The sequence below is a fragment of the Streptomyces scabiei 87.22 genome (assembly GCF_000091305.1).
Lineage (GTDB): Bacteria > Actinomycetota > Actinomycetes > Streptomycetales > Streptomycetaceae > Streptomyces > Streptomyces scabiei.
Window position 1 is genome coordinate 8,059,036 of record NC_013929.1, and the last position, 17,977, is coordinate 8,077,012.

A 17,977-nucleotide genomic window follows, 5' to 3' on the forward strand; every position below is an offset into this window, starting at 1 on the left:
GACGGGCCCGGCCGCTCCTCGTCGCGCCCGCGCGGTCAGAACACCAGGGCGGCGCCGCACACCGCGAGGGCGATCACGCACAGGGCGGCCGTCGTGGCGATCCGGGTCGTGAGGACGGGCGGGCGGGAGGCCGCCAGGGCCTGGATACGGCGATGGGCGAGCGCCAGGGAGCCCAGCCACACCACCACGCACAGCGCCGCGGCCACCATGCCGGCGGCCGACGGCCCGCCGTGCAGCGCGGACTTGACGGCGAGGACGGCGACCACGGCACCCGTGAGGGTCGTACGCCGCCAGGCGAGCCGGGTCCGCTCGGGCTGCAGGCCGGGGTCGCGGTCGGCGGACTCCGGGGGAGCGGACGACGGGCTCACCCCTCCCGCCGGAGCAGGACCACGACGACCATGGCGACGGCGACCACGGCGACCACGATGCCGAGCACGGCCGGGAAACGGGACACCGGAAGGTCCTCCCCGCGTCGCATCGCCCGCTCGCAGCGCACCCAGTGGTTGACCGCCCGCAACGCGCACAGCACCCCGGAGCCCAGCAGGACCAGGGCGAGCCCGACGCGCCAGCCCCAGCGCAGGTCCGGCAGGAACTGGTCCACCGCGAAACCGCCGCCGATCAGGGCGAGCGAGGTGCGCAGCCAGGCCAGGAACGTCCGCTCGTTGGCCAGGGAGAACCGGTAGTCCGGGGTCCGGCCCTCCGCCCGGACCTCCTCGGGGACGAACCAGAGGCGGACGTTCCGTGCAAATTCGATCACGTACAGGACACTACCGGTCGCCTTCGGAGGGCAGGTCGCCCTCCCACCCCTCACCCGGCGGCCCCGCCCGTCATCCGGCGGACAGGCCCGTCATCCCGCGCTCTCCCGCGCCCTCAGCCGCTCGTACGCCGCCACCCCGTCCGGCACCCACTCCCACTCGCCCAGCCGCCGCCGCACCTCCGCCTCGGTCAGGAAGCCGTGCCAGGCGACCTCCTCCGCCTGCGGGTCCACCGGCAGCTCGCAGCGCACCTCGTACACCGCCGACCACCAGGTACGCCCGGCCCCGTCGTCGTACAGGAACCGGAACAGCGGGTCGGGCCGGGGCAGCCCCGAGACACCCAGCTCCTCCTCGGCCTCGCGCAGCGCCGCGTCGTCGTAGGACTCGCCGGCTCCCACCACCCCGCCCACGAACATGTCGTACAGCGAGGGGAAGACCAGCTTCGTGGAGGTCCGGCGATGCACGAACAGCCGCCCGGAACCGTCCCTGACCAGTACGAACACGGCCCGATGCCGTAGCCCCCGGGCATACACCTCCCCCCGCGGAAGCTGCCCGATGACCTGGTCGCTCTCGTCCACGATGTCGAGGATCTCGTCGGCGGCACTCATGGCCCCATTGTGGGCGCCCGGGGAACCGGACGACGCAGCCCCTCCGCGCGCACGACCCCACCCGGTCGCACCCGGCGCGCGCATCGCACCCCCGGCCTACACGGCGCTCGCGCCCGCCCCCACCACGCCCTCCCGTGCCCCGGCGGAGCCGCACGGCATCGCCGGATGCATCCCGAGGAGCACCACTCCCACCACGGCCCCCGCCAGCCCGGCCGCCTCCCACGCGAGCGCCCCCGGGTCCGTCCGCAGCCGGTCCCCCAGGAACCCCACCCCGCACGCGATCCCCGCCAGCGGCTGCGCGGCGGTCAGCGCCGGCAGCGACATCCGCAGCGGGGCCGCCTCGAACGCGCTCTGCACGAGGAGGAGCCCGGTCACCCCGAGCAGGACGACCCCGTACGGCTGCCACGAGGTGAGCAGCCCGCTCCAGCCGCCCGCGCCGAACAGCTGCCCGCTGATCCGGGTGAGCGCGTCCTGGACGCCGTACAGGAGCCCGGCGGCGACCGCCAGGAGGACCGGTGCGGCGCTCCTGCGGGACCGCTTCGCATAGGCGGTGAGCAGCAGGGCGAGCCCCACCATGACACCGATGATCAGCCACTGCCGGAAGGCACCGCCGACCGCCGCCCCGCCCTCCGGTTGCCCGGCGACGATGAACGCGGTGACCCCGCCCGCGAGCAGCACCAGCCCCGCCCATCCCTGCCGGCCCAGTGGCTGACGGGTCTGCCGGCGGGAGAGGGCGAGCGCGAAGAGGAGGTTGGTCGCGAGGATCGGCTCCACGAGAGTGACCTCGCCCCGGCCGAGCGCGACCGCGCCCAGCGCCATCCCGCACACCATCAGCCCGATCCCGCCGAGCCAGCGCGGCACCCGGATCAGGTCGAGCAGCAGCCGGGGCGAGAGGAAGTCGCCCAGCGGGGCGTGCGCGGCGGCCTGCTGCTGGAGGACGAAGCCGAAGCCCAGACAGCAGGCGGCGCCCACGGCGAGGAGGAGAACGAGAACCGACACGCGGAGTACCTCGGGTCGTCGGGCGGGCCGCGGCGGAATGCCACGGGGCATCCGCCAGGCATCCCGGCCGGGGAGCGAATTGTGCCCCGGCGGGCGGACCGATACGTATTGGACCGACTGTAACCGCCCCGGCCGGAACCTGTCGGCGGGAGCGGACCCACCTTGGCAGTTGACTAGGTCGCTCCTTCTGCCGAAGGATCTGAGGCCAGCGCTGCTGACCGGCCGGTAACAAGGCGCGAGGCCGTGCCCGGCCTGCTTCGGCCTGTCTTTCTTCGACCGACCCGTTCCCGAGAGGACGTCCTCGAATGTCGTACGACGCAGATGTGATCGTGATCGGGGCGGGCCTCGCGGGGCTCGCGGCGACCGCGGAGCTCGTCGACGCGGGCCGCAAGGTGATCCTCCTCGACCAGGAGCCGGAGCAGTCGATCGGCGGCCAGGCGCACTGGTCCTTCGGCGGGCTCTTCTTCGTCGACTCGCCCGAGCAGCGCCGCCTGCGGATCAAGGACAGCCACGCGCTCGCCCTCCAGGACTGGATGGGCACGGCCGCCTTCGACCGCGAGGAGGACCACTGGCCGCGCAAGTGGGCCGAGGCGTACGTCGACTTCGCCGCCGGTGAGAAGCGGTCCTGGCTGCACGGGCAGGGCGTGCGGTTCTTCCCGGTCGTCGGCTGGGCCGAGCGCGGCGGCTACGACGCCAACGGACACGGCAACTCCGTCCCCCGCTTCCACATCACCTGGGGCACCGGCCCCGGCCTCGTCGAACCCTTCGAGCGGCGGGTGCGCGAGGGGGTGGCCCGAGGGCTCGTCCAGCTGAGGTTCCGGCACCGGGTGACCGGCCTGTCGCGCAGCGCGGGCGCCGTCGACACCGTCACCGGCGAGATCCTGGAGCCGTCGGCGATCGAACGCGGGCAGCCGAGCACCCGCACCGTCACCGGCGCCTTCGAACTCAAGGCCCAGGCCGTGATCGTCACCTCCGGCGGCATCGGCGGCAACCACGACCTCGTCCGCGCCAACTGGCCCGAGCGGCTCGGCAGCCCCCCGGAGAAGATGATCTCCGGCGTGCCCGCGCACGTCGACGGCCGGATGCTCGGCATCGCCGAGGAGGCGGGCGCCCACCTCATCAACCGCGACCGGATGTGGCACTACACCGAGGGCATCCAGAACTGGAACCCCATCTGGGAGAACCACGGCATCCGCGTCCTGCCCGGCCCGTCCTCGCTCTGGCTGGACGCCCGCGGCAAGCGGCTCCCGGTCCCGCTGTTCCCGGGCTTCGACACCCTCGGCACCCTCGAACACATCATGAAGACCGGCTACGACTACACGTGGTTCGTGCTCGACCAGAAGATCATCGGCAAGGAGTTCGCCCTCTCCGGCTCCGAGCAGAACCCCGACCTCACCGGTAGGTCCGTCAAGGACGTCTTCATCCGGGCCCGCGCGGACGTCCCCGGCCCGGTGAAGGCGTTCATGGACCACGGCGTCGACTTCGTCGTCGAGAAGGACCTCGGCTCCCTCGTCCGCGGGATGAACGCCCTCACGAAGGAACCGCTGATCGACGAGGCCGAGCTGCGCCGCGAGATCGTCTCCCGGGACCGGGAGGTCGCCAACCCCTTCACCAAGGACCTCCAGGTGATGGCGATCCGCGGGGCCCGCAACTACCTCGGCGACAAGCTCATCCGCACCGCCGCCCCGCACCGCATCCTCGACCCCAAGGCCGGCCCGCTGATCGCCGTCCGCCTGAACATCCTGACCCGCAAGACCCTCGGCGGCCTGGAGACCGACCTGTCCTCCCGCGTCCTCACCGAGGGCGGCGACCCGCTGGAGGGCGTGTACGCGGCGGGCGAGGCCGCGGGCTTCGGCGGCGGCGGTGTCCACGGCTACCGCTCGCTGGAGGGCACGTTCCTCGGCGGCTGCCTGTTCTCGGGCCGTACGGCGGGCCGGGCGGCGGCGAAGGCGACCGGCTGAGGCGACCGGCTGAGGCGACCGGCTGAGGCGCACGCGGGAAAAGGGCGCCGAGGGCCCGGCAGGCTTACGGAATTCTGACGAATCTCCGCCGTCGCTGGCCCGACGGGGGCGGCGGATGTTCGAATCAGTACGTGAACCCCGAACATCCCGTGGCGCGGCAGGCGCCGGCGGAACACCCCGAAGACGTGGACAGGGACCCGGGGCGCGGCGCGCCCGTCGGCCGCCGGGTCCTCCTCGGCACCCTCGGACTCGGCGCCCTCGGCGTGGTCGCCGCGCCCGTCCTCCAGCGCGGCATGGAGGCGTTCCTCGGCGAGGCGGCCGAGAAGGACCCCACCGGTCTGACCGGTCTGCTCCCCAACGGCGGCGGCTTCCGCTACTACTCGGTGACGGCGTCCGTCCCCCGCAGGACCGCGAAGAACTACCGCCTCACGGTCGGCGGCCTGGTCGACAGGCCCGGCTCCTACACCCTCGCCGACCTGCGCGCCCTCCCGCAGACCCGGATGGTCAAGGACGTGCAGTGCGTCACCGGCTGGCGGGTCCCGGACACCCCCTTCGAGGGCGTACGGCTCTCCACGCTGCTGGACGCGGCCGGGGTACGCGCCTCGGCGGGCGCGATCCGCTTCACCTGCTTCGACGGGGCGTACACCGAGAGCCTCACCCTGGAGCAGGCCCGCCGCGCCGACGTCCTCGTCGCCCTGCGCATGCAGGACAAGGACATCAGCCACAACCACGGCGGTCCGGTCCGGCTGTACGTCGCCCCCATGTACTTCTACAAGTCGGCCAAATGGCTCTCCGGCATCGAGGTCACGAAGAAGGTCGAGCCGGGCTACTGGGAGGAGCGGGGCTACGACATCGACGCGTGGGTCGGCCGATCGAACGGGCGGGACGATGCACCGACGACTTGAGGAGCCCCCCGTCCTGGCGCAGACCCGGGTCGCGCGTTTCACGGCCGCCGAGCGCTGGATCCACCGCACGACGGCCGCCCTGATGGGCATCTGCGTGGCCACGGCGGCCTGCCTGTACATCCCCGCGTTCGCCGAACTGGTCGGCCGCCGGGCGCTCGTGGTGACGGTCCACCAGTGGGCCGGGCTGCTCCTGCCGCTCCCCGTCCTGGCGGGCCTGGCCTCCCGCGCGTTCCGCGCGGACCTCGGCCGGCTGAACCGCTGGGGCCCGCACGACCGCGTCTGGCTCCGCGCCGCCCGCCGCCGCACCCCGGGCGCACGCCCCGCCGCGAAGTTCAACGCCGGCCAGAAGCTCTACGCCTCCTGGATCACCGGCGCCACCCTCGTCATGCTCGCCACCGGCCTGATGATGTGGTTCACCCACCTCACCCCGCTGATGTGGCGCACCAGCGCGACCTTCGTCCACGACTGGCTGGCCCTGACCATCGGCATCGTCCTGGCCGGCCACATCGGCATGGCCCTGGGCGACCCCGAGGCACGGCGGGGGCTGCGGACCGGGTCGGTGAGCCGGGAATGGGCGGACCGGGAACACCCGCTGTGGCGGCCGTAGCGCCGCACACGGCCGGGAGCCCCCGGTACCGCACCTCCCCGGCCCGAAGCCGGCACGGCCCGAACGCCGGGCCCTAGATCACCAGCGACAGCAGCAGCACGATCGCCCCCGCCACCACCGAGATGATCGTCTCCATCACCGACCAGCTCTTGATGGTCTGGCCGACGGTCATCCCGAAGTACTCCTTGACCATCCAGAACCCGGCGTCGTTGACGTGGCTGAAGAACAGCGAGCCGGCGCCGATCGCCAGGACCAGCAGGGCCGTGTGCGTGGTCGACATGTCCGCGGCGAGCGGGGCCACCAGCCCCGCCGCCGAGATCGTGGCCACCGTGGCCGAGCCGGTGGCCAGCCGGATCGCGACCGCGATCAGCCAGGCCAGCACGAGCGCGGGGATCGACCAGTCCTCGGAGATCTCCAGGATCATCTGCCCGACCCCGGAGTCGATGAGGGTCTGCTTGAAGCCGCCGCCGGCGCCCACGATCAGCAGGATGCCCGCGATGGGTGCGAGGGACTTCTCGACCGTCGCGCCCAGCCGCTCCTTGGTGAACCCGGCCGCCCGCCCCAGCGTGAACATGCCCACGATCACGGAGGCGAGCAGCGCGATCAGCGGCGAACCGGCCACGTCGAAGACCCGCTGGACCGGCTGCTCGGGATCGTCCACGACGATGTCCACCAGCGCCTTGGCCAGCATGAGCACCACCGGCAGCAGCATGGTCGCGATGGTCGCGCCGAACCCCGGCCGCTTCTCCAGTTCCTCCGAGGCCCGCGCGGGGATCATGCGCTCGGGGACGGGCACGTCCACCCAGCGCGCCGCGTACTTCGAGAACAGCGGTCCGGCGATGATCACGGTCGGTATCGCCACCAGCAGCCCCAGAGCCAGCGTGACCCCCAGGTTGGCCTTCACCGCGTCGATCGCGACCAGCGGGCCCGGGTGCGGCGGGATCAGCCCGTGCATGACGGACAGACCGGCGAGGGCCGGGATGCCGATGCGCATCAGCGAGTAGTTGCCGCGCTTGGCGACCATCAGCACCACCGGGATCAGCAGGACGATCCCGACCTCGAAGAACAGCGGCAGCCCGATCACGGAGGCGATCAGCACCATCGCCCAGGGCATCGCCCGCCCGCCGGCCCTGGCGAGGATGGTGTCCACGATCTGGTCGGCGCCCCCGGAGTCCGCCAGCAGCTTGCCGAGGATCGCACCGAGCGCGATGAGCACACCCACCCCGGCCACGGTCGACCCGAGCCCGGTGGTGAAGCTCAGGATCGCCTTGTCCAGCGGTGCCCCGGCGAACGCGCCGAGCGCGAGCGAGCCGATGGTCAGCGCCAGGAAGGCGTGCACCTTGAACCTGGTGATGAGGACGACGATCACGGCGATGCCGGCCAGTACGGCCAGGCCCAGCTGCGCGTGTCCCGCCGAGGTGATCGGCTCGACGGGGTCCGCTGCCAGCAGCTCGACATTGAGTCTGGTCACGGTGATTCCTTGCGTGGGGAAGGTGGGGAAGGTGGGGAAGGTGGAAAGTGGGGGAGGTGGAGAGGGGAACGGAGGGAAACCGGTGACCGCGGCCCTACGGCACGGCCGTACCGATCTCCCGCAGCGCTTCGACCGCCCGTTCGGCGATCTCCTCGGGCGAGCCCGCCACGTCGACCGCGACGCCCGCCTCGTCCGCCTCCAGCGGCTGGAGCGTGGCGAACTGCGAGTCCAGCAGCGCCGTCGGCATGAAGTGGCCCTGCCGGTGGGACATCCGGTCCTCGACGAGCGCCCGGTCACCCGCGAGATGCAGGAAGACGACACCGGGCGCGGCGGCCCGCAGCCGGTCCCGGTAGGCGCGCTTCAACGCGGAACAGCTGACCACCCCGCCGAGCCCGTCCCGGCCGTGGGCCCACGCGCCGACGGCGTCAAGCCACGGCCCCCGGTCCGCGTCGTCCAGGGGTGTCCCGGCCGACATCTTGGCGATGTTGGCCTCGGGGTGGAAGTCGTCGCCCTCGGCGTACGGAACGCCGAGCCGGGACGCGAGCAGGGGGCCGATCGTGGTCTTCCCGGTTCCTGCCACGCCCATCACCACGACGACATGAGGGGTACGCATCACTACCTCGCTGTCTTCGTCGACATCTGAACGTCACCCGACGTCGACGCCACTGAAGCCCATTAGGTACGACGAATTCAAGCCCTGGACCCAAATAAGTCTGACTTTTTCTTCGCCCTCTCCTCCTCGTACCCTGATCCCCATGACCACAGCGGGCCGGGGGCTGCACGGCCGAGTACTGGACACCCTCGGACCGGCGATCACGGCGGGCGAGTACCCGCCCGGGAGCGTGCTGCGCACGGATGAACTCGCCCACGGCTTCGAGGTCTCCCGCTCGGTGATGCGGGAGGCGGTCCGCGTCCTGGAGTCCATGCACCTGGTCGAGTCCCGCCGCCGGGTCGGCGTGATCGTCCGCCCGTCCGCCGCGTGGAACGTCTACGACCCGCAGGTCATCCGGTGGCGCCTGGCCGGCGCGGACCGCCCCCGCCAGCTGCGCTCACTGACCGTGCTGCGCGGTGCCGTCGAACCGATCGCCGCGGGCCTCGCAGCGCGCCACGCCACGGCCGAGCAGTGCGCCGCGCTCACCGAGTGCGCCATCGGGATGGTCGCCCACTCGCGCGGGCACAAGCTGGAGGGCTACCTCCACCACGACGTGGCCTTCCACCGGCTGATCCTCGACGCCTCCGGCAACGAGATGTTCGCCCGTCTCGGTGACGTCGTCGAGGAGGTCCTCGCCGGCCGCACCCACCACGACGTCATGTTCCACGACCCCGACCCGGCCGCCGTCAGCCTCCACGTCCAGGTCGCCGAGGCCATCCGCGAACACGACGCCCCCCGGGCCGAACGCCTCACCCGGGAGATCACCGCGGGCGCCCTCCAGGAACTCGACATCCTGGCCCCGGGCGGCCGCTCCCCGGCCGCCGGTTGACCGGGGCCAGGGCAAGGGCCGAGGCCGCCTAGTCCAGGAACTCCCCGTCCACGTACACCCACGCCCCGTCCACCCGCTCGAACCGGCTCCGCTCGTGCAGCGAGCCGCCCCGGAACGAGGCGCGGAAGGTGACCGTGCCGGTGCTGTGGAAGGCCGACCCGTCCCCGGTGTCCAGGATCTCCAGACCGGTCCAGCGCATGGTGGTGTCGAAGTCGACGGCGGCGGGCCGCGTCCGGGGGTGCCAGCTGCGCAGCAGATACGCCTCGTCGCGCACCACGAACGCGCTGTACCGCGACCGCATCAGCGCCTCGGCGGTCGGCGCGGCGGCAGCCCCCGAGTGCCGGCGCCCGCAACAGCTCTCGTACGCCTCGGGCAGCCCGCAGGGGCAGGCGCGGGGGACCGGCGAAGGGACCCGTGCGGCACTCTTCGACCCGGCCCTGGAACCACTGCGGCGCGACGACATGGCAGCCATTGTGCCCCGCCTACGCCGGCCCGGCGTTCGTCGGCGGATACGGCGGCCGCGCCGGGACCCCGGGAGCCCTGACGGACGGCGGGGACGGCAGGGGCGGCAGCGCGGGCTCCTGGAGCCAGGCCCGGAACAGGGCGTCCAGCGGCCCGTCCGCATAGCGGGCGGCGTGGGCCGTGAAGCCGGCCGTCGTGACGGCGCCGCCGCGGTGAACGCCCGCCCAGCCGCGCAGCATACGGAAGAACGCCTCGTCACCCAGCGCGCAGCGCACCGCGTGGACGGTGAGACCGCCGCGCTCGTAGAGCCGGTCGTCGAACATCAGCTTGCGGCCCGGGTCCGCCAGCCGCAGATCCTGGGGGAGCGCGGCGAGCTTCTGGTGCGCGGCGGCGGCCAGTTGCTGCGCGCTGCGCCCGCCGGAGCGCTCCGACCACAGCCACTCCGCGTACTTGGCGAACCCCTCGTTCAGCCAGATGTGCCGCCAGTCGGCGATGGACACGCTGTTGCCGAACCACTGGTGTGCCAGCTCGTGCGCGACCAGCCGCTCCGAACCCCTCGCCCCGTCCACGTGGTTGGCGCCGAACAGCGACAACCCCTGTGCCTCGACCGGGACATCGAGCTCCTCCTCGGTCACCACGACCGCGTACTCCCCGAAGGGATACGGCCCGAACAGCTCCTCGAACAGCTCCATCATCGCGGGCTGCCGCGCGAAGTCCCGCGAGAACTCGGTCAGCAGGTGCGCCGGGATGTGCCCGTGCTGCGGCACCCCGCCGGGCCCGGGGTCGCCGAGCAGCACCGTCTGGTACTTGCCGATCGCCAGGCCCACCAGATAGCTCGACGTCGGCGCCGACTGCTCGTACACCCACGTCGTCGTGGACGCCTTCGCCGTCCGGGTGAGCAGCCGCCCGCCCGCCACCACCTGGTACGCGGACGGCGTCGTCACCGAGATCTGGTACGAGGCCTTGTCGGCGGGCCGGTCGTTGCACGGATACCAGGACGGCGCCCCGACCGGCTGGCTCGCCACCAGCGCCCCGTCCGTCAGCTCCTCCCAACCGAGCCCGCCCCAGGGGCTGTTCACCGGCCTGGGATTGCCCGACCAGTGGACCTCGACGGTGAACGCGGCCCCCGGCCTGACCGGCTTCGCGGGCCGGACGCGCAGCCGCCCGCCCCGGTGGGTGTAGTGCGGAGCCCGGCCGTCGACCCGGATCCGGCCGATCTTGAAGTCGGCGAGGTTCAGCTGGAACTCGGTGAGCGCCGCCCGGCCCGCTATGGCATTGAGCCGCGCGGTGCCGGACAGCCGGTTCGGCCCCGGCCGGTAGTCCACAGCCAGCTCGTACCGATGCACCCGGTAACGGGCATCACCGTTCGCCGGGAAGTACGGGTCCGGACCCACTGACTGCTGAACCGCCACTGCCGCTTCTGCTCCCCGCTCCGCATTCGTACGACGTCCATCGTCCCCCGAGTTCCCCGCCGCCGCACGAGCCGCACTCAGCGGCGCCACGCCTCGATCGGGTTGCCCAGCCACCGGGTGTCGTCGGGAACGGACTCCGCGGCCATGACCAGCGACGCCGGCCCCAGCGTGGTGCGGGCCCCGACCACACTGCCGGGCAGGACGATTCCGCCCGGGCCCAAGGTGGCACCCTCACGGAGTTCCACAGTATCCGTCCGCAAGATCCGGTCGTGGAAGAGGTGGGTCTGCAGCACGCACCCCCGGTTCACCGTCGCCCCGTCGCCGAGCGTGACGAGGTCGGTCTCGGGCAGCCAGTAACTCTCCACCCACACGCCCCGGCCGATGGTCGCCCCGAGCCCGCGCAGCCAGACGTTCAGCACCGGCGTCCCCGGCACCGCCCCGGCCAGCCACGGCACGGCCAGCACCTCCACGAAGGTGTCCGCCAGCTCGTTGCGCCACACGAAACCGCTCCACAGCGGATGCTCGCCCCGGTGGTGCCGCCCCACGAGCAGCCACTTCGCGACGATCGAGAGCGCACATCCGAGAACGCCGGCGCCGAGCAGCACCACCCCGCCCAGCAGCCACGCCCAGCCGCCCAGCGTGCTGAGCGCCGCCACCGTCAGCAGCGCCAGACCCGCCGAGCAGAACACCGGCACGATCCGGCACAGCTCCACCAGCGCCCGCGCCCACAGCAGCCGCTTGGGCGGCTCGTACGTCAGGCTCTGGTCACCGTCCGCGGCCGACCGGGGCAGCCTGACCGGCGGCAGCCCGAGGTACGAGCTGCCCTTCTTGGCCTTCTTCGGCGTCGCCGACAGCACCCCCACCAGACCGCCGTCCGGCACCGACCGCCCCGGCGCGGTCATCCCCGAGTTCCCGAGGAACGCCCGCCGCCCGATCTCCGCCCGCCCGATCCGCAGCCATCCGCCCCCCAGCTCGTACGGCGCGGTCAGCGTGTCGTCCGCGAGGAACGCCCCGTCGCCGACCGTCGTCAGACTCGGCAGCGCCAGGACGGTGGACACCTCGGCGCCCTTGCCGATCCGCATCCCCAGCAGCCGCAGCCACACCGGCGTCACCAGCCCGGCGTACAGCGGGAACAGCGTCTGCCGCGACCGGTCCATCAGCTGCGTGACCGTCCACGCCTGCCACCCGACCCGGCTGTGCGTGGGATGCGTGCCCTCCCGCAGCCCCAGACTCAGCAGCCGTACGGCCGCGAGCAGCAGCAGCGCGTACGCCGCCCCGAACGCCAGTGTGGCCGGCACCAGCCCGAGGGCAGCGCCCCGCATCGCCGCACCGAGCCCGGCGTCCGGGGCCACGAACAGACCCAGCACGGCCAGCGCGGCACATCCGGCGAGCACCGGCAGCGCGGTCAGCCCGAACCCCGTCACGCCGTACGAGACCCGCCAGAACAGGCCACGCTGCGGCCGCTCCTTGGGCCAGTTCCGCTTCGCCTTGCCCAGCTTGCCCGCCGGCGCCCCGGCCCAGCGCTGCCCCGTGGGGATCTGCCCGGCCACCGCAGACCCGGGCGCCACCTCGGCCCGCTTGCCGACCCTCGCGCCCGGCAGCAGCATGCTGCGCGTCCCCACGACCGCGCCGGCCCCGACCTTGACGGTCCCGACCTGCAGCCGGTCCCCGTCGAGCCAGTACCCGGAGAGGTCCACCTCGGACTCCACCGCCGCGCCCCGTCCGAGCTTCAGCATCCCGGTCACCGGCGGCAGCGCGTGCAGGTCGACGTCCGTACCGACCCGGCAGCCCAGCGCCCGCGCGTACCGTTCCAGCCACACCCCGGTCAGCGAGGTCGCCCCGCTGAACTCGGCCAGCCGCTCCGCCGCCCACAGCCGCAGGTGCACGCTCCCGCCGCGCGCGTACCGCCCGGGCGCGACGCCGCGCAGCAGCAGCCGCGCCCCGCCCGCCGCGACCGCCAGCCGCCCCGGCGGGGTGTGCAGCAGCACCGCCCCCGCCACCACGGCCCACCAGGGCGCGGTCGGCAGCCAGGCGTACGGCCCGAGCAGGTTCCCGAGCGCCGCCAGCGGGACGACCCACCGCAGCCCGAGCAGCGTGAACAGCGGCAGGAGCAGCAGGAACTGGACCAGCCGCGCCCGCACGGGGACGGGCTCCACCGCCCGGCGCGGACCGTCCTGTTCGCCCGACTCCTCCAGATACCGGGCCAGCTTGCGCAGGGTGGGCCGCTGGTAGATGTCCACCACCGCGACGCTCGGGTACCGGGTCCGCAGCCGGGTCGTCAGCTGCGCGGCCGCCAGGCTGCCCCCGCCGATCGCGAAGAAGTCGTCGCCCGCGCCGCCGACCGGGACGCCCAGCACCCCGGCCCACTGCTCGGCGAGCCATGCCTCGGTCCCGTACAGCTCCTCGGCCGGACCGGTGCTCTCCAGCTCCGCCAGCGGCCACGGCAGGGCGTTGCGGTCCACCTTCCCCGAGGTCCGGGTCGGCAGCTCCGCCACCGGCGCCAGCAGCGGCACCAACGCGGCCGGCAGCTCCGCCCGCAGCTTCTCCACGGCCGCCGCCTGGTCCCATCCGTCCTGGGTGACCACATAGCCGACGAGCAGCTGGTTCCCGCTCCGCGCGGTCCGTACGGCCGCCGCGGCGCTCGCGACGCCGGGCAGTGCCTGCAGCGCGGCGTCGACCTCGCCCAGCTCGATCCGCCGTCCGCCGAGCTTGATCTGCTCGTCGGCGCGCCCGAGGAAGACCAGCCCCTCCGGCTCGGCCTTCACCAGGTCGCCGCTGCGATACGCGCGCTCCCAGCCCAGCGACTCCAGCGGCGCGTACTTCTCCGCGTCCTTCTCGGCGTCGAGATACCGCGCGAGCCCCACGCCGCCGATCACGAGCTGCCCGCTGCCGCCCATCGGCACCGGCTCCCCGGCCTCGTCGACGACGGCCAGGTCCCATCCGTCGAGCGGCAGCCCGATCCGGACCGGCTCCTCGCCGGACATCAGCGAGGCGCACGCGACGACGGTGGCCTCGGTCGGCCCGTAGGTGTTCCAGACCTCGCGGCCCTCCGTCACCAGCCGCTGCGCCAGCTCGGGCGGGCAGGCCTCACCGCCGAAGATCAGCAGCCGGACGTCGTTGAGGGTCTCGGGCTCCCAGAGCGCGGCCAGCGTCGGCACGGTCGACACGACCGTGATCTCCTGCTCGACCAGCCAGGGCCCCAGATCGGCGCCGCTCCTGACCTGAGCGCGCGGCACCGGCACCAGACAGGCCCCGTACCGCCAGGCCAGCCACATCTCCTCGCAGGACGCGTCGAAGGCCACGGACAGCCCGGCCATCACCCGGTCCCCGGGCCCGATCGGCTCCTCGGTCAGGAACAGCTCCGCCTCGGCGTCCACGAACGCGGCGGCACTGCGATGGGTGACGGCCACGCCCTTGGGCTTCCCGGTCGACCCGGAGGTGAAGATGATCCACGCGTCGTCACCGGCCCCGGGCCGGGCGGCGGGCACCTCGGACGCGCCGTGGAGGGTCAGTTCGTGCCCGGCCCCGACGACGGCCCGCACTTCCGCCTCCCCGAACACCAGCTCGGCCCGCTCATCGGGGTCCTCGGCGTCGACGGGCACGTAGGCGGCACCGGCCGCCAGTACCGCGAGGATCGCGACGTACAGGTCGTTCGTGCCCGACGGCACCCGCACCCCGACCCGGTCGCCCCGACCGACCCCGGCCGCCCCGAGGCGCTGCCGCAGGTGCTCCACCTCGACCGCCAGCGCGCGGTAGGTCAGCCGCCGCTTCCCGTCGTCCAGCGCGGGCTCGTCCGGGTACGACCGCACGGACGCCTCGAAGACGTCCACGAGCGTGCGCGGCGAGGCCGCCGGTCCGGCCGAGAACAGCGCCGCCCCGTCGAACCCCCCGGTCGCCTCCGCCAGCTCCCCGTCGAGCAGCGCCAGATCAGGACTCTCGTGCACGGCGGCCATCGGATCCTCGCCTCTCGAACCCGGACCATCCGGGGGCGCCGACGGGCCCGCAGGTCTGCCTGGGGATATTTCCGTATCGGCACCGAACAAGCCCAATACTCTAGTGCTCGGGTGACTACGGCCTGTCGTGTCGGCCAAGCGGGGGCGTCCACCGGGTGGCCCGGAGGGGCAAGGGGGCGGGCCGTGACCTGGGGTTTTCCTGGTGGGGGGAGATGTCGCCCACATTTCGTCAGTCTAACGCGACGAAGGCCGCGACCCGAGGGTCGCGGCCTTCGCCACTCTGTGTCCGAGGGGGGACTTGAACCCCCACGCCCGATAAAGGGCACTAGCACCTCAAGCTAGCGCGTCTGCCATTCCGCCACCCGGACAGGGTGTGTGCCGTGCGGGTTTCCCCCGCGGCGACGAAGGAAACATTACCAGGCTTTCCAGGGCCCCCGATCACCCCCCGGCCCCGGGCCGCGGGGTGTGAACGGCGTGTGACCCGGCCGGTCCCGGTCTTGGGGCGGGCGGTGGGGCAGGGGGAGGATGAGGGGGAACCACCAGCAGCGACAGCGGGAGGAACCAGCGTGAACGAGACGGACACGGGCAGGCACGTGACCGGTGAGGACGAGGTCGTCGACCTCTGCCGCGAGCTGATCCGGATTGACACCAGCAACTTCGGCGACCACTCGGGGCCCGGGGAGCGCAAGGCCGCCGAGTACGTCGCCGAGAAGCTGGCCGAGGTGGGGCTGGAGCCGCGCATCTTCGAGTCGCACCCCGGCCGCGCCTCGACGGTGGCCCGCATCGAGGGCGAGGACCCGTCGCGGCCCGCACTGCTCATCCACGGCCACACCGACGTCGTCCCGGCCAACGCGGCGGACTGGACCCACCACCCGTTCTCCGGCGAGGTCGCGGACGGCTGTGTGTGGGGCCGGGGCGCCGTCGACATGAAGGACATGGACGCGATGACGCTGGCGGTCGTCCGTGACCGGCTGCGCAGCGGCCGCAGGCCCCCGCGCGACATCGTGCTCGCCTTCCTCGCGGACGAGGAGGCCGGCGGCACCTACGGGGCCAAGCACCTCGTGAAGAACCACGCCGATCTCTTCGAGGGCGTCACCGAGGCGATCAGCGAGGTCGGCGGGTTCTCGTTCACCGTGAACGAGCAGCGGCGGCTCTATCTGATCCAGACGGCCGAGAAGGGCATGCACTGGATGAAGCTCACCGTGGCCGGCACGGCCGGGCACGGCTCGATGATCCACCGGGACAACGCCATCACCGAGCTGTCGGAGGCCGTCGCCCGCCTCGGCCGCCACCAGTTCCCGGTACGGGTCACCAAGACCACCCGGGCCTTCCTCGACGAACTCGGCGACGCGCTCGGCACCACGCTCGACCCGGAGGACATGGAGGGCACCCTCGCCCGGCTCGGCGGGATCGCCAAGCTGATCGGCGCGACCCTGCGCAACACCGCCAACCCCACCCAGCTCGGCGCCGGTTACAAGGTCAACGTCATCCCGGGCGAGGCCACCGCGCACGTCGACGGACGGTTCCTGCCCGGGTTCGAGGAGGAGTTCCTCGCCGATCTCGACAAGATCCTCGGCCCGAACGTGCGGCGCGAGGACGTGCACTCCGACAAGGCGCTGGAGACCTCCTTCGACGGGGCGATCGTGGACGCCATGCAGTCCGCGCTGCTCGCCGAGGACCCGGCCGCGAAGGCGGTCCCGTACATGCTCTCCGGCGGTACGGACGCCAAGTCCTTCGACGACCTCGGGATCCGGGGCTTCGGCTTCGCGCCGCTCAAGCTGCCGCCGGAGCTGGACTTCGCGGGCATGTTCCACGGTGTGGACGAGCGGGTGCCGGTCGACGGCCTGAAGTTCGGCGTACGCGTCCTCGACCGTTTCATCGACGCGTCCTGACGCGTTCGGCTTTTATTCGGCAGCGCGTACGAAGGCCGACCGGGTCGAGTGAATCGGACCATAAGCTCGTAGCTCCAATTGCTCCTCCTCGTTACAGGTGGTGTGACTCGCTACTTGGGGTCGCTTTGCCAACAAGGAGGAATAATGCTCAAGAAGGTCGTCGCCGCTGCGGCTGCCACCGGTGGTCTGGTTCTCGCGGGCGCGGGTCTGGCCGTCGCCGACGCCGGGGCTCAGGGTGCCGCCATCGGCTCCCCGGGTGTCGCGTCCGGCAACGTCGTCCAGGTGCCGGTTCACGTCCCCGTGAACGTGTGCGGCAACACGATCTCGGTGATCGGGCTGCTGAACCCCGCCTTCGGCAACACCTGCATCAACAAGTGACGTCGTACCTCACCAGGTGAGGGTCTGACACAACCGCCGGCCCCGGAGTGCGCGCCATGCACTCCGGGGCCGACCGGTATTCCCCCAGGCGCAGAATTCAGAACATCAGGGCTAAGGCAGGTAATTCAGCAATGCGACAGGTCACCCGCAAAGGCCTCATGACGATGGCGGCCGCGTCCGGTGTGCTCGCCGCGGCGGGCGGTGCCGCGCACGCCGACGCCGGTGCGCAGGGCTCCGCCACCCACTCGCCCGGCGTGCTCTCCGGCAACACCGTGCAGGCGCCGGTGGAGTCCGAGGTCAACGTCTGCGGCAACACGGTGAGCGTGGTCGGACTGCTCAACCCGGCGGCGGGCAACAAGTGTTCCAACGGCGGAGGCGGCAAGCACGCCCGCGGCGGCCAGGGCGGCGGCCAGGGCGGCGGTCAGGGTGCGTCGTACGGCGGCTCCCACGCGGGCGGTCACGCCGGTGACTCGCCGGGTGTGGCCTCCGGCAACCACGTCCAGGTCCCGGTGCACGCCCCGGTCAACGTGTGCGGCAACAGCGTCGACGTGGTCGGCGTCGCCAACCCGGCGTCCGGCAACGACTGCTCCAACGGCGGGGGCGGCGGCGGTTACGGCGACCACGGCCACGGCGGCCACGGTCCGTCGTACGACGGCTCCCACGCGGACGGCCACACCGGCGGATCGCCGGGCGTGGGCTCCGGCAACAGCGTCCAGGTCCCGATCGACGTACCGGTCAACCTGTGCGGCAACAGCATCTCCGTGATCGGACTCGGCAACGGCGTCACGGGCAACGACTGCGGGAACGGGGGCGGCGCGGGAGCGCACGAGAACCCGGGCGGCGGCGACTCCGAGGAGGCGTCCCCGCAGACGCCCGACAAGCCGGTGCGGCCCGGCGACGAGATCCCCCGCGGGGACACCAACACCCCGGGCACGCAGACCGTCGACCGGCCCGACGGCCTCGCGCAGCTCGCCCAGACCGGCAGCGACCTGCCGCTGGGCCTCGCCCTCCCGATGGGCGCGGGCGCTCTGATCGGGGGCGCCCTGATCTACCGCAAGGCACGGGCCGCCGCTCTGTGACCGGCACCGCCCGG

At 72.8% G+C, this 17,977-nt stretch carries 16 protein-coding genes and 1 tRNA gene; 7 read left to right on the forward strand and 10 right to left on the reverse strand.

The genetic code is table 11. The features are described from left to right. Positions 1-35: 35 nt before the first annotated feature. The 4 genes from SCAB_RS34870 to SCAB_RS34885 all read right to left on the reverse strand — a co-directional run bounded on the left by SCAB_RS34870 (position 36) and on the right by SCAB_RS34885 (position 2,362). Positions 36-368 carry a DUF202 domain-containing protein gene (locus SCAB_RS34870; protein ID WP_013004819.1) on the reverse strand — a complete coding sequence of 111 codons (333 nt, stop codon included), beginning with the start codon at positions 366-368 and terminating at the stop codon, positions 36-38. Further along, complete coding sequence (locus SCAB_RS34875; protein WP_013004820.1) at positions 365-757, reverse strand: YidH family protein; 393 nt, start codon at positions 755-757, stop codon at positions 365-367. The genes SCAB_RS34870 and SCAB_RS34875 overlap by 4 nt, the downstream gene beginning before the upstream one ends. A 90-nt stretch (positions 758-847) precedes the next feature. Next, on the reverse strand, positions 848-1,363 hold the full coding sequence (locus SCAB_RS34880; RefSeq protein ID WP_013004821.1) for an NUDIX hydrolase: 516 nt from the start codon (positions 1,361-1,363) through the stop codon (positions 848-850). A gap of 96 nt (positions 1,364-1,459) precedes the next feature. Then, a complete protein-coding gene (locus SCAB_RS34885; protein ID WP_013004822.1) occupies positions 1,460-2,362 on the reverse strand; it encodes a DMT family transporter in 903 nt (300 codons plus the stop codon). Positions 2,363-2,667: 305 nt separating this feature from the next. Here SCAB_RS34885 and SCAB_RS34890 point away from each other — a divergent pair, with 305 nt between their 5' ends. The 3 genes from SCAB_RS34890 (at position 2,668) to SCAB_RS34900 (ending at position 5,835) form a co-directional block, all read left to right on the forward strand. Further along, positions 2,668-4,323, forward strand: a complete 1,656-nt coding sequence (locus SCAB_RS34890) for an FAD-binding dehydrogenase (RefSeq protein WP_013004823.1) — start codon at positions 2,668-2,670, stop codon at positions 4,321-4,323. A 131-nt stretch (positions 4,324-4,454) separates the two neighbouring features. Beyond that, positions 4,455-5,228 carry a molybdopterin-dependent oxidoreductase gene (locus SCAB_RS34895; protein ID WP_037725555.1) on the forward strand — a complete coding sequence of 258 codons (774 nt, stop codon included), beginning with the start codon at positions 4,455-4,457 and terminating at the stop codon, positions 5,226-5,228. Beyond that, a complete protein-coding gene (locus SCAB_RS34900; RefSeq protein ID WP_013004825.1) occupies positions 5,212-5,835 on the forward strand; it encodes a cytochrome b/b6 domain-containing protein in 624 nt (207 codons plus the stop codon). Before SCAB_RS34895 ends, SCAB_RS34900 begins: the two co-directional genes overlap by 17 nt. A gap of 73 nt (positions 5,836-5,908) precedes the next feature. On the opposite strand, the gene SCAB_RS34905 is transcribed toward SCAB_RS34900, so the two are convergent. Both SCAB_RS34905 and SCAB_RS34910 read right to left on the reverse strand, forming a co-directional pair. Then, a complete protein-coding gene (locus tag SCAB_RS34905) occupies positions 5,909-7,306 on the reverse strand; it encodes a GntP family permease (RefSeq protein WP_013004826.1) in 1,398 nt (465 codons plus the stop codon). Between the two features lie 94 nt (positions 7,307-7,400). After that, positions 7,401-7,919, reverse strand: coding sequence for a gluconokinase (locus tag SCAB_RS34910; RefSeq protein WP_037725561.1), 519 nt, complete (start codon positions 7,917-7,919; stop codon positions 7,401-7,403). 142 nt (positions 7,920-8,061) lie between these two features. On the opposite strand from SCAB_RS34910, the gene SCAB_RS34915 reads away from it, so the two are divergent. Further along, positions 8,062-8,787, forward strand: coding sequence for a FadR/GntR family transcriptional regulator (locus SCAB_RS34915; protein ID WP_013004828.1), 726 nt, complete (start codon positions 8,062-8,064; stop codon positions 8,785-8,787). 28 nt (positions 8,788-8,815) lie between these two features. Here the strand turns inward: SCAB_RS34915 and SCAB_RS45480 are convergent, their stop codons facing one another. The 4 genes from SCAB_RS45480 to SCAB_RS34935 all read right to left on the reverse strand — a co-directional run bounded on the left by SCAB_RS45480 (position 8,816) and on the right by SCAB_RS34935 (position 14,982). Next, positions 8,816-9,250 (reverse strand): YchJ family protein, encoded by a 435-nt coding sequence (locus tag SCAB_RS45480; RefSeq protein ID WP_078580365.1) that lies wholly within the window; start codon positions 9,248-9,250, stop codon positions 8,816-8,818. 19 nt (positions 9,251-9,269) lie between these two features. Beyond that, the gene (locus SCAB_RS34925) at positions 9,270-10,661 is read right to left on the reverse strand and encodes a M1 family metallopeptidase (protein ID WP_078580239.1); all 1,392 of its coding nucleotides are present in this window, start codon (positions 10,659-10,661) and stop codon (positions 9,270-9,272) included. A 77-nt stretch (positions 10,662-10,738) separates the two neighbouring features. Continuing rightward, positions 10,739-14,614 carry a Pls/PosA family non-ribosomal peptide synthetase gene (locus SCAB_RS34930; protein WP_041670011.1) on the reverse strand — a complete coding sequence of 1,292 codons (3,876 nt, stop codon included), beginning with the start codon at positions 14,612-14,614 and terminating at the stop codon, positions 10,739-10,741. Positions 14,615-14,897: 283 nt separating this feature from the next. Then, positions 14,898-14,982: transfer RNA gene (locus SCAB_RS34935), tRNA-Leu, on the reverse strand. Positions 14,983-15,180: 198 nt separating this feature from the next. On the opposite strand from SCAB_RS34935, the gene SCAB_RS34940 reads away from it, so the two are divergent. From SCAB_RS34940 to SCAB_RS34950, 3 genes are all read left to right on the forward strand, one after another. Further along, a complete protein-coding gene (locus SCAB_RS34940) occupies positions 15,181-16,506 on the forward strand; it encodes a M20/M25/M40 family metallo-hydrolase (protein ID WP_013004832.1) in 1,326 nt (441 codons plus the stop codon). Positions 16,507-16,650: 144 nt separating this feature from the next. Further along, positions 16,651-16,884, forward strand: coding sequence for a chaplin ChpH (chpH, locus tag SCAB_RS34945; protein ID WP_005485162.1), 234 nt, complete (start codon positions 16,651-16,653; stop codon positions 16,882-16,884). A 131-nt stretch (positions 16,885-17,015) separates the two neighbouring features. Next, positions 17,016-17,963 carry a chaplin gene (locus tag SCAB_RS34950; RefSeq protein ID WP_013004833.1) on the forward strand — a complete coding sequence of 316 codons (948 nt, stop codon included), beginning with the start codon at positions 17,016-17,018 and terminating at the stop codon, positions 17,961-17,963. Positions 17,964-17,977 lie beyond the last annotated feature (14 nt).